Origin of the sequence: Flectobacillus sp. (assembly GCF_049240685.1) — a bacterium.
Lineage (GTDB): Bacteria > Bacteroidota > Bacteroidia > Cytophagales > Spirosomataceae > Flectobacillus.
In genome coordinates this window covers 7,029-18,149 of sequence record NZ_JBMLSD010000454.1, presented here as the reverse complement: position 1 = coordinate 18,149, position 11,121 = coordinate 7,029, and the positions used below count along the sequence as shown (strand labels likewise).

10 protein-coding genes are annotated in these 11,121 nt (G+C 37.9%); 4 read left to right on the top strand and 6 right to left on the bottom strand.

The window, feature by feature from the left end; translation table 11 throughout:
* Positions 1 to 107 precede the first annotated feature (107 nt).
* On the bottom strand, positions 108 to 647 hold the full coding sequence (locus tag ACOVQ4_RS20785; protein ID WP_421822525.1) for a helix-turn-helix domain-containing protein: 540 nt from the start codon (positions 645 to 647) through the stop codon (positions 108 to 110).
* Between the two features lie 74 nt (positions 648 to 721).
* Between ACOVQ4_RS20785 and ACOVQ4_RS20780 the strand changes: the two genes are divergently transcribed.
* The 4 genes from ACOVQ4_RS20780 (at position 722) to ACOVQ4_RS20765 (ending at position 7,444) form a co-directional block, all read left to right on the top strand.
* Positions 722 to 1,342 carry a class I SAM-dependent methyltransferase gene (locus ACOVQ4_RS20780; protein WP_421822524.1) on the top strand — a complete coding sequence of 207 codons (621 nt, stop codon included), beginning with the start codon at positions 722 to 724 and terminating at the stop codon, positions 1,340 to 1,342.
* Between the two features lie 517 nt (positions 1,343 to 1,859).
* Positions 1,860 to 2,918 carry an efflux RND transporter periplasmic adaptor subunit gene (locus ACOVQ4_RS20775; RefSeq protein WP_421822523.1) on the top strand — a complete coding sequence of 353 codons (1,059 nt, stop codon included), beginning with the start codon at positions 1,860 to 1,862 and terminating at the stop codon, positions 2,916 to 2,918.
* A 78-nt stretch (positions 2,919 to 2,996) separates the two neighbouring features.
* Positions 2,997 to 6,086, top strand: a complete 3,090-nt coding sequence (locus ACOVQ4_RS20770) for an efflux RND transporter permease subunit (protein ID WP_421822522.1) — start codon at positions 2,997 to 2,999, stop codon at positions 6,084 to 6,086.
* A 56-nt stretch (positions 6,087 to 6,142) separates the two neighbouring features.
* Positions 6,143 to 7,444 carry a TolC family protein gene (locus ACOVQ4_RS20765; RefSeq protein WP_421822521.1) on the top strand — a complete coding sequence of 434 codons (1,302 nt, stop codon included), beginning with the start codon at positions 6,143 to 6,145 and terminating at the stop codon, positions 7,442 to 7,444.
* A gap of 52 nt (positions 7,445 to 7,496) precedes the next feature.
* On the opposite strand, the gene ACOVQ4_RS20760 is transcribed toward ACOVQ4_RS20765, so the two are convergent.
* The 5 genes from ACOVQ4_RS20760 to ACOVQ4_RS20740 all read right to left on the bottom strand — a co-directional run bounded on the left by ACOVQ4_RS20760 (position 7,497) and on the right by ACOVQ4_RS20740 (position 10,892).
* Positions 7,497 to 7,697: a YgaP family membrane protein gene (locus ACOVQ4_RS20760; protein ID WP_421822520.1), complete on the bottom strand. Its 201-nt coding sequence runs from the start codon at positions 7,695 to 7,697 to the stop codon at positions 7,497 to 7,499.
* A gap of 120 nt (positions 7,698 to 7,817) precedes the next feature.
* Complete coding sequence (locus tag ACOVQ4_RS20755; RefSeq protein ID WP_421822519.1) at positions 7,818 to 8,099, bottom strand: hypothetical protein; 282 nt, start codon at positions 8,097 to 8,099, stop codon at positions 7,818 to 7,820.
* A gap of 81 nt (positions 8,100 to 8,180) precedes the next feature.
* The gene (locus ACOVQ4_RS20750) at positions 8,181 to 8,567 is read right to left on the bottom strand and encodes a DUF2071 domain-containing protein (RefSeq protein ID WP_421822518.1); all 387 of its coding nucleotides are present in this window, start codon (positions 8,565 to 8,567) and stop codon (positions 8,181 to 8,183) included.
* Positions 8,564 to 8,947, bottom strand: coding sequence for a DoxX-like family protein (locus tag ACOVQ4_RS20745; RefSeq protein ID WP_421822517.1), 384 nt, complete (start codon positions 8,945 to 8,947; stop codon positions 8,564 to 8,566). The genes ACOVQ4_RS20750 and ACOVQ4_RS20745 overlap by 4 nt, the downstream gene beginning before the upstream one ends.
* A 427-nt stretch (positions 8,948 to 9,374) precedes the next feature.
* Positions 9,375 to 10,892: a serine hydrolase domain-containing protein gene (locus ACOVQ4_RS20740; protein WP_421822516.1), complete on the bottom strand. Its 1,518-nt coding sequence runs from the start codon at positions 10,890 to 10,892 to the stop codon at positions 9,375 to 9,377.
* Positions 10,893 to 11,121 lie beyond the last annotated feature (229 nt).

The window sequence follows — 11,121 nt, the reverse complement described above, 5'->3', positions numbered from 1 at the left end:
TGATTCGACAATTTGGATACTGGATTTAGGCTAAAAGCCTAAGAAAAAATGAGTGCTGGATAGGAATCCAGCACTAGCGTGGATAGGCTCCACACCATATATAATCCTCACTTCCCCTGCCTCCTAAACTCACTGGGCGTAACACCTTTCACTTTCTTAAATTGGTTTGATAGATGCTGTACACTGCTGTAGCCTAATTGGTTGGCTATTTCGCTGATATTGAGTTGGTTGTAGGTGAGGAGTTCGCTGGCTTTTTGGATTTTTTGTTCTATCAAATATTGCTCAATGGTCTGATGTTCAGATTCTGAAAATAGCTGACTGAGCACTTTGTAGTCTTTTCCTATTTTATCTGCCAACAATACCGAGAACTTTAGCGTTGTATTTATAGGTACTTCGGCTTGCAAATAGTCGGTGATAAATGCTTTGATTTGACTGACAGTTTGTGCTTGTTTATCGGCTAGTATCTCAAAACCAAAGTCCTCTAACTTTGTGAAGATTGTTTCTTGTTCGTGGATGCTGAGCGGGTGGGCTGTTTCGACCAAACCTAATTCTACCGTTACAGGAAATACGTTGGATTGTTCAAACACTTGTCGAACAACGTATTTACAGCGGTCACAAACCATATTTTTTATATATACCTTTGTCATATTTCAATTAGTTGATTCTTATCAGGAGATTTCCTCACTAAATTAATGCCTATTCAGAAGAATGGGTGCATCGGATGAAAAACAAAAATTTTGATTTTATCGCTCCCTATTATGATTTTTTAAGCAAACTAATCTTTGGAAAAAGGCTTAGAATAGCCCAAATCAGCCTTTTGTCAAAGATACCAAAACATCAACGGATACTTTTGATAGGTGGTGGTACAGGTTGGATTTTGCCCGAGTTACTCCAAATTTGCCAGCCTTCGGAGGTGGTGTATATCGAAAAATCTCCCAAGATGATAGCACTAAGCCAAAAACAAGTTCCAGATTTCTGTCCAATTGTATGGGTATGTGCTGGCGAAGAAAAATTTCAAGAATATGGGTTGTTTGATGTAGTTTTTACCCCGTTTTTCTTGGATTTATTTCCTGAATCAAAACTTGACAAACAGATCATCTCTGTGTTGAATTCCACTCTAAAACCATCTGGAAATTGGTTGTTGGTGGACTTTTTTCCAACAAATCATTTTTATTTTACTTTCCTCACAAAGGTGATGTACACCTTCTTCAGGTATGTTAGTGGTGTGACCAACGCACAATTAGTTGACTATCCCAAGCTTTTATCAAAACATAATCTTATACTTAATCATTCTCAGGAATGGATGAAGGGATATGTAAAAGCGCAACTCTGGCAAAAATAGGATTTAGCTAAGTTGGATGTTTCTCCAAAAAACATGTCGGATATTATGAGGCGTTGGGCGAAATAAAACTCAATTTCGTATAAAAGCGGTCAGTAAATTTCCTGAAATTTAGTAAGTTGGACAGGTTAAATTAAAAATAAGGAGTTTTGAACAGAACTTTTTGAGTTTTAAAATTGACTAAATAGATCTTGTATTTAAGAAAAAAAAGTAAAACGTAACTTTACAATGATTGTATAGCGTGGGTTTATTATTTACTAGGCGAAAATCATAACTCATTATTAGGAGTGTACGAAGGATTCTAAAACTGTCTATTTCGGATATCGGATTTTGGATTTCGGAAGTGTAATTTTTTACATTTCTTAAAAAAATAAAGGTATTTAATCTTATTCCGAAATCTGCAATCCCAAATCTGAAATATTTTGGAATCCATCGTTCGGAACTAATCCAACATTCATCATTCAAAACTTATATAATAGACCCTCAAATTAAAAGACCAAATAAATAGTTATATTCAAATATGAAGACACATTTCTCTCCACTGACCCCAAAAGTTGCCATAGCGTTGTGCTTACTGATGGCTGGTTGTAATAGTAAGAAAAAAGAGGAATCAGGCAAGAAAGAAGATAAGCCTGTAATTGTAGATGTCGTGGTGGCTTATCCTGAGTCTGTTGCTAATGTGATTGAGGCAAATGGTTCGGTGGTGGCAAATGAGTACGTAGAACTACACCCAGAAATCAGTGGACGACTCACCTACCTCAATGTTCCAGAGGGTACCACAGTTGCCAAGGGTACAGTGATTGCCAAAATATTTGATGGCGATTTGCAGGCACAATTGCTCAAACAAAAGGTGCAGTTAGAATTGGCAGAGAAAACAGAACAACGTTTGTCGAAATTATTGGCAGTAAATGGTATCAATCAGGCGGATTATGATGCTGCTCTGAATACGGTAAATTCTTTAAAAGCCGATATGGTATATACGCAGGCACTTCTTGAAAAAACTGTATTGAAAGCACCTTTTGCAGGAACGGTTGGTTTGAGAAAAGTAAGTAACGGCGCCTATGTAACACCAACAACTATTATTGCAACGATTCAACAAACTTCTGTTTTGAAGGTTGACTTTACGCTCCCAGAAGAGTATTCATCTGCCATCAAAAAAGGAACTGTCGTAGAGGTAGAAATTGATGCAGGAGGTAAAACTCGTTGTAAAGCAAATGTTGTTGCTGTCGAACCTCAAATCAATTTGACAACTCGTAATATTCAAGTACGTGCAATTCTTCAGAAATGTAATGCCAATCCAGGTACATTTGCCAAAGTTTATATCAATAGTGCTGTTGATAAAAGTAGCATTATGATTCCAACAAACGCTGTAATCCCTGATGATAAAAACAAAAAGTTAGTGTTAGTAAAAAATGGAAAGGCTGTATTTACGGATGTAACTACAGGGGTACGCACCGAAGAATTTGTAGAAATTAAATCTGGCGTAAGCGTAGGCGACACTGTGGTAGTAGGAGGGGTACTTTTTGCTCGTGACGGAAAAGCGGTAAAAGTGAGAAAGGTGGAGCGTTCAGATAAATAGGTTTCTTTTTTATCAAAACCCCCCATTATCTATTCAATCAACAGCGTAATTTGTTTACTAAAGCATTAGATTAATTTTATGAATATTTCAGAATTATCACTTAAGAGACCCATCTTTGCTACTGTGATGAATATCTTAATTGTACTTTTTGGTGCAGTTGGATTTTCATTTTTGTCGGTGAGGGATTATCCTGCAATTGACCCCCCGATTGTCACGGTGTCTACTTCTTATACAGGTGCAAACCCTGACATTATCGAAAACCAGATTACCGAACCTCTCGAAAAAGAGATTAATGGTATTCCTGGTATTCGTTCTATTACTTCCTCAAGTACCCTTGGTCGTAGTACCATCACAGTTGAATTTAACCTCGGCTCGGACCTTGAGGCTGCTGCCAGTGATGTGCGTGACAAAGCTGCGCAGGCTTCTCGTAACTTACCGCAGGATATTGACGCGCCTCCAGTAGTTTCCAAAGCTGATGCCAATTCTGATTTTATCTTGTTGTTGGCTATTCAGAGTAAGTCAAAAAGTTTATTGGAGTTAAGTGATTACGCAGAAAACGTTTTGCAACAACGTTTTCAAACCATCAATGATGTAAGTGGGATTAATATCTTGGGACAAAAACGCTACGCAATGCGTTTGTGGTTGAAGCCTGATTTGATGAACTCACATAACATTTCATTTACTGATTTACAGAATTCGCTTTCTCGCGAAAACGTGGAAATTCCAGCTGGGAAGATATATGGTGCAGGAACGGAAATGACCATACGAGCAATGGGTCGTTTGACCTCGGAGCAACAATTTCGTGATTTGATTATTCGACAGGATGCAGATGGAATTGTACGTTTGGGAGATATTGCAGAGATTGAACTTGGCCCTGAAAACTTAGAAACCTCTTGGAAATTCAATGGTGTTCCTGCGGTAGGTATGGCGCTAGTGCCGCAGCCAGGGGCAAACTATATTGATATTGCAGATGAATTTTATAAGAGATTAGAAGAAATTAAAAAGGAGAATAAGTCGGATATCGAATTCAAATTATTGATTGACAATACCAAAAATGTTCGTAACTCTTTGAAAGAGGTAGAAGAAACTTTGATTATTTCATTAGGCTTAGTAATCATCGTTATTTTCTTATTCTTCCGTGATTGGCTTATTGCGATTCGCCCTCTGGTAGATATCCCAATATCATTGATTGCCACTTTCTTTGTCATGTACTGGGCAGGTTTCTCAATCAACGTATTGACATTATTGGGTATCGTGTTGGCAACAGGTCTGGTAGTGGATGACGGTATTGTAGTAACAGAAAATATTTTCCGAAAACTCGAAGAGGGTATGCCAATTCGCAAGGCAGCATTAGAAGGTAGTAAAGAAATCTTCTTTGCGGTTATTTCAACTTCCTTGACGTTGGCAGTAGTGTTTCTACCTGTAATTTTCTTGCAAGGTTTTGTGGGCAGTCTGTTCCGTGAGTTTGGTATTGTGGTGGCAGGTGCTGTATTGATATCGGCCTTTGTATCTTTGACTATCACGCCTGTACTGAATGTGGTTATGAGCCGTAAAAATCATTCCTATGGATGGTTTTACCTCAAAACCGAACCATTTTTTGTGGGAATGGAAAATGGCTACAAAAAAATGCTAAAAGGATTTATGAATATCCGTTGGATGGCGTGGGTGATTGTTGTGGTGTGTGCTGGCATCATTTGGTTTATAGGAAAAGATATTCAATCTGAGATTGCTCCTATGGAGGATAAAAGTTCTGTGCGTTTTACAATTACTGCCCCAGAAGGTTCGAGTTTTGATTTTACCAAAAATGTTGCAGAAGAACTAACTACCTATTTGAGCGACTCTGTTCCTGAAATGGACTTTGTATTTAATGCAGTTCCAGGCTTTGGAGGTAGTGGTGGTACAAACTCCTCTATCGCTCGTGTAGGATTGGTGGAGCCTACAGCACGTAAACGTAGTCAGCAAAAAATTGCCAAAGACCTCAATGAGAAGCTTTCTCAATTTAATAATGCTCGAATTTTTGCAGTACAAGAGCAAACTATTTCAGTAGGTTCTGGTTCGAGAAGTTCATTACCAGTACAGTTTGTTATTCAAAATGTTGATTTGAATAAAATCAAATCGGTTCTGCCAAAGTTCTTGGAAGAGGCTCGTAACGAAAAGACCTTTCAGAATGTTGACGTAAACTTAAAGTTTAATAAACCTGAATTATTGATGACATTTGATCGCATCAAAATCAAAGATTTAGGACTAACCACACAGGATGTTGTTTCGGCTGTTCAAGGCGCATTTTCTGGTCGTCGTTTGGCTTACTTTACCATGAATGGTCGTCAGTATCAGGTAATTGGGCAAGTAGAAAGAACAGATCGTAAGCAACCATTGGATATTACCAATGTATATGTAACAAACTCACGTGCAGAAAGGATACCTTTGAGTGCTGTCGTGAAATTGGAAGAAAGTAGTAACCCTGCTACCATTTATCATTTCAACCGTTTGAAATCAGCTATTATTTCTGCTTCCTTGGCCGAGGGTAAAACCATTGGCGACGGGGTGAACGCGATGCAAAAAATTGCTGGTAAAACCTTGGATAATACTTTCCAAACAGCCTTGAATGGTCCCTCGCGTGATTATGCCGAAAGCTCATCCAATACAAGTTTTGCGTTTGGATTGGCTTTGGTATTGATTTATTTGTTGCTGGCTGCTCAGTTTGAAAGCTTCAAAGATCCATTAACCATCATGTTGACAGTACCACTTGCTTTGGCGGGAGCATTGTTGAGCCTTTGGGTTTTTAATCAAACGCTTAATATTTTCTCTCAAATCGGGATGATTATGTTGATTGGCTTGGTAACTAAAAATGGTATCCTAATTGTAGAATTTGCCAACCATAAACGCGCCGAAGGTTTGCCTATCTTTGAGGCGGTAATCGAAGCTTCAGCGCAACGCTTACGTCCTATTTTGATGACCAGTTTGGCGACCTCTTTGGGCGCATTACCAATTGCTCTTTCTTTGGGTGCAGCTGCTACCAGCCGTATTCCTTTAGGTATTGTGGTTGTGGGAGGTATCTTGTTCTCGTTGATATTGACCCTTTTGGTAATTCCAGCAGTTTATACTTTTATTTCTGGAAAAAAAGACCACCAACCTGTAGTCGATGACGAGGAGGCTTTACAAGCTTAAATTATCACCCTTTAAATAAATTAATTCCTTTTCAGGCTAATGAAATTGAAATAATAATGAAAAAAAGACTTTCTTATATATTTTTAGCAACCTGTCTCCCTACTTGGATGATAGCCCAAGACCGTATCACGTTATCGGATGCAGTCAATACGGCGCTAAAGAATAGTTTGGATATACAAATTGCCAAAAATGCGCTGAATATTGCTACCATCAATAATTATAAGGGTGTGGCAGGTGCTCTGCCTACTGTAAATGGTAGCGCAACAAATACCCAACAGGTTACAAGTTTGAGTCAGGAATTGAGTAATGGCACCTCAACGAATAGACCTAACGTTGCCGCCAACAATACCAACGTGAACATTACGGGTACTATGGTGCTATACAACGGTAACCGAATTATGACCACACGTAAGCGTTTGGACGAGTTGCAACGCCTGAGCCAAACACAATTGAATAGTGTTATTCAAGGAATTTTGGCGGATGTAATGCTAAAGTATTATGCGGTAGTTCAACAGCAAAACTTTTCGACAACACTTGAAAAATCTTTGGAGGTTTCAAAACAACGTTTGGCAATTATCGAATCAAGAAGGTCTGTTGGAATGTCGAATGATGCAGATTTGATTCAAGCCAAATTGGATGTCAACGCACAAACGCAGTCGATTCAATCACAAAAGTTAGTGATTGAACAAGCCAAAACCGACTTGCTACGCGCTATGACCCAACAAACAGAATCCAATATTGCAATACAAGACACGATTTTGGTGGATGCAAAATTGGACTGGGATGCACTTAAAGTAAGTATCAACTCTCATCCTGATATCATGGCTGCTGACCAACAAATAACCATAAATCAGTTTTTGGAAAAAGAGACCAAAGCACGCATGTCTCCAACTCTCAACCTGAACGCTGGTGTGAGTTATATCAGAAGCCAAAGTGCTGCTGGTTTAACTTTATTGAACCAAACCTATGGTCCATCAGTAGGCTTAAATTTAACAGTTCCGATTTATACGGGTTCGGTAAATTCTCGTCAATTACAAATCGCAGGAATTAATACTCAAACGGCTAAAATTCAAAAAGAAACACTTATCCAAAATTATCAGGCAAATGCTACGAAGGCTTGGCAATCATATACCAACGCGTTGAAATTGCTAGAAACCGAAAAGCAAAACTATGAATTGGCCAGTAACTTGCTTAAAGTGGTAATGAACCAATTCAAGCTTGGTCAAGCTACGATTGTGGATGTAAAATTAGCTCAGCAAAGTTTTGAAAACTCTGGTTACCGTTTGAACAACCTTAGCTACTCGGCCAAATTAGCAGAGATTAATTTAAAACAACTTGCCTACAAACTTGAATTATAATCCTTTCTGATTGAATAAAAAAAGCCCTTTTTACAGAGGGCTTTTTTGTTTATTATTTCTTGCAAGTGGATATTCCCAAAATGGTATACAGCGGACAAAAACTAAGCAGACTTGTCAAAACAAATATGCCTGCTATCACCATGGCTATATTCCCCAATGTGCCCGTGAGTGTCCCCGTAAAGTACAAAACAGCAACAATCATGGCAATAATGACACGAATTAATTTATCGGTACTTCCCATGTTCTTTCTCATAGTATGATATGTTTGGTTGAATAAAAAAAGGGTTTTAAAATGATGTCATAAATATCCCAATTATTCCAAAGTCATACAGTGATAATTGTTACATAAAAACCTGTTTTTGAGAAGTTTATTCTAATTTTTGTATGCTTCTATCTTGCCAGCGCTCCACTCATACGGAATATCTTTAATGATAAATCCACTAGCTATTTGAAATTGGTTCTTTGTTAGTTGGTTGATATACTCGCTGGAAAAATCTTGAATTTGTATTGGTTTAGGCTCCCAAAATGATCTTTTACCCTCGACAATTATTACTTCTTGATTAACATTATCCACAGAAAATGTAAAGGGTAATGGGCCTGCGAAGCGTCTGGCTTCTTTCCAATCTGCAAAAGGAGAGTTTAGGGGTAACATCATATTGGCGGCATCATCTTCCTGATACAGTAATTTAAAACTGCCAGTTTTAGATTGGAAAAGCCTACTGTTTTGCCATTTAGTTTACTGAATATCAATAGTTTCGTATTTGTAATTTGTAAAAATGTTTCCTAGAAACTCCATTCTTTTTTTATCGGTTTCAGATTTTAGAATGTATAAACCTCTGAGGTTCTTACCCTTTGAATTGGTATATCTTACAAAAATTCTATAGCCAATTAGTGTAAAATCATTTCCTAAAAAAGCTGGTAAACCTTTTGGGCGAAGATGTTGTGTTTCGACCAAAGCCATGGCTATAAATCCCCAAGAATTAAGAAAAGTATCCAGCTGTAATGGCGCTGGAATCAATTTGGCAAGAATTTCTTTTTCTACTGCACAGGTAACAACAACTGACTTTTTGAAAAAAGCCTCTACAGGAAATGGATGAGATTGTAGTTTTTTGAGAAAATTCATACTTCCTTGCGAACTGGTTTGAATACAAAAGTATGCAGATAAATCATCAGGCAAAAAAGTGAGGCGAAAACTAAATTCCAAGCTCCCCACAAAAGCCATTCTTGAGCTAATTCAAATTCCAATAGATTCATCGTCATCACGATTAGGATTTGAAAAATAGCGATAAATTTTGCTTGAATATTAAGATATATAATAATTCCAAGGCATATTTCTAATAGCCCAATAAGGATTGTTAACTCATGACTGTAGGTAGGCCCCAAAATAGTTTCCACAATTTGCTCATGCCTAGGTACTTGACCCAAAACCTTACAATAAAGCCCATTCAAAAGCCAAACAGTAGCGATAAAATGCCGAAAGTAGTCGTGCAGAGATTGTGTCATGAGGAATTGGGTTTTATAGCTGGCAAGAAGACAAATATGGATACAGATAGAATTTGAATTTCTGATATAGGTTAATATGGATTTTTAGTGAAGTTATAAGAAATTTACCGCTTTTAATGTGATTCAGAAAGAAATTTCTCAAACGATTTTCTGCATTAAAGTTTGTTATGGCTCCTTGAACAATTGAGGGAGATAATAAATGTTTTGAAACTAGATGAATTTTCCGGTAGAGAGGCAATGCTTTGTATCTCAAGCCAGTCGAAATCTGTTGATTTTTAACAAAAAAGCGGTTGGAAAAAATTTCTAACCGCTTTTTTGTTATTACTATACCAAATTTTACTCAGCTTTAGACGCAATCATTGCGTCTCTACCGCTAGTATACAAATGTTAACATAATCACTCATTCGCTCTATTTACAAATACTTAGCTACAAAACCCTAAAATGGTATTCTTGAATCAAGGCTGGGGTTTCTGGCGAAAGCGTCAAGCTGATTTCACATTTACCTTTTTCTCCCTCAACCACAAAACTTCCTCGCAGTTTGTTTTGAGGTTTTATTGGATAAATTTTAACTACTTTACCTACTTTTTCTTGAAAGGTTTTTGTATCGTTTCCTAATATTGACATCGGGTAATCATCGAAAAAGTTTACTGCAAATATTTTCATACTTTTTGCATTTTCCCAATCTTTTACGGCATCTACCAATTGCACATATCGCTGTTCTAAGACTTTTGCTGGTTGAATCGGGTATCGCTCAAGTTTGGTGGTAGCCAAGAGCGTATCCAAAATTTGAATATTGATATAGCTCATTGGTGAATAGGTATTATTGGCAAAAGAAATTACGCCCAAACCATAATCTTGTAATATATACCAATGACTCCCAAATCCGGGCAGTCCGCCGCTGTGCCCTACCATTCGACGGCCATCACAATCCACTGAGGTGCGCAAACCATAGCCATAAGCACTCACCATAGCACATTTTCTCCCAGATTGATATTGATAATTGGCATTCAGATTATTGAATTGCCAAGGTTTTTGCATTTCGCGAATGGAGCTCCGTTTGATTGGACCTGTATCTGGAGCATCACTTGTAGGCCAACCTGTTTGATGAAAGGCAACATATTTGCCATAATCTTCCATCGTTGTGATGAGTCCGCCCATTGCGCCATATACGCCATCGTGCTCCAGCGGTTGCGGAATCCACTTGCCATCCAACCAGCGATAACCCAAGACTAATTCTTTTTGTGGAACTTTGGTATATTCCCAATAGGTATGATTCATGCCCAATGGCTTCAAAATTTGCTGATTGATATATTCCTGATAGGCTATTCCTGAGACTTTTTTGATGATAGCACCCAGCAAAGCAAATCCCAAATTACTGTATTCGTACTCGGTATCAACGGCAGTGGAGAAGCTAATTCCTTTTTTCAAGAAATCAGAAAATTCTTTTTCAGATATACCCAATTGTCTATCTCCCCAAGGGTTGTCCTCTGGAAAACCAGCCGAATGCGTAAGTAGATTTCTTACTGTTATGATAGGAGAATCTTTAGTTGCGTATTGCTGATTTCTCATTTCTGGCACATATTTCCAAACAGGGTCGTCCATTTGGAGTTTACCTTCATCTCGCAGTTTGACTATTGCCATCGCCGTCAAGCTTTTGGTCATACTGGCAATTCTAAAAGCAGATTGGGGTGTAGCAGGAATGTTTTGTTCAAGATTCGCTAAGCCAACTCCTTGAGCATGAATCAATTTTCCATCCAGAACAATACCATAGCTCATACCAGGGAAATGATTTTTCTCGGCATAAGTTTTAAATAATTGGTCAACCAAAGGAAGAGCCTTTGAAACTTGCTGTTTTCTTTCTTCAAAGGTTTGTGCTTGGGTTTGGAAGAATAATCCTAGGCCAAGCAACAATCCTGAAATTCGTTGATGAGGTAAGTTGCGCATATTTTACTGTTGAGTTTTTTTCTAAAATAACTTTTTAGGGGCTGAAATGCAAATGTATTTGGTCTATTCAAAAACAAAGCCCTCCTCGAGTGGGAAGGGCTTGTCAACTGATTTATATAGCAAAAAGTGGAAAATACGGTTTGAATTGGGATTTCAGATTAGTGTTGTACGAAGGATTAGTGTTGTCTTTAAAATAAAATTGATATAGTGGCAACTCTTGCAGTTGTCA

Bases quoted from the DNA above. Each gene is read 5' to 3' on its own strand.
- ACOVQ4_RS20780 (WP_421822524.1), top strand. From the start codon at position 722: ATGAAAAACAAAAATTTTGATTTTATCGCTCCCTATTATGATTTTTTA.
- ACOVQ4_RS20760 (WP_421822520.1), bottom strand. From the start codon at position 7,697: ATGAGAAAGAACATGGGAAGTACCGATAAATTAATTCGTGTCATTATT.
- ACOVQ4_RS20785 (WP_421822525.1), bottom strand. From the start codon at position 647: ATGACAAAGGTATATATAAAAAATATGGTTTGTGACCGCTGTAAATAC.
- ACOVQ4_RS20770 (WP_421822522.1), top strand. From the start codon at position 2,997: ATGAATATTTCAGAATTATCACTTAAGAGACCCATCTTTGCTACTGTG.
- ACOVQ4_RS20750 (WP_421822518.1), bottom strand. From the start codon at position 8,567: ATGAATTTTCTCAAAAAACTACAATCTCATCCATTTCCTGTAGAGGCT.
- ACOVQ4_RS20755 (WP_421822519.1), bottom strand. From the start codon at position 8,099: ATGATGTTACCCCTAAACTCTCCTTTTGCAGATTGGAAAGAAGCCAGA.
- ACOVQ4_RS20740 (WP_421822516.1), bottom strand. From the start codon at position 10,892: ATGCGCAACTTACCTCATCAACGAATTTCAGGATTGTTGCTTGGCCTA.
- ACOVQ4_RS20775 (WP_421822523.1), top strand. From the start codon at position 1,860: ATGAAGACACATTTCTCTCCACTGACCCCAAAAGTTGCCATAGCGTTG.
- ACOVQ4_RS20765 (WP_421822521.1), top strand. From the start codon at position 6,143: ATGAAAAAAAGACTTTCTTATATATTTTTAGCAACCTGTCTCCCTACT.
- ACOVQ4_RS20745 (WP_421822517.1), bottom strand. From the start codon at position 8,947: ATGACACAATCTCTGCACGACTACTTTCGGCATTTTATCGCTACTGTT.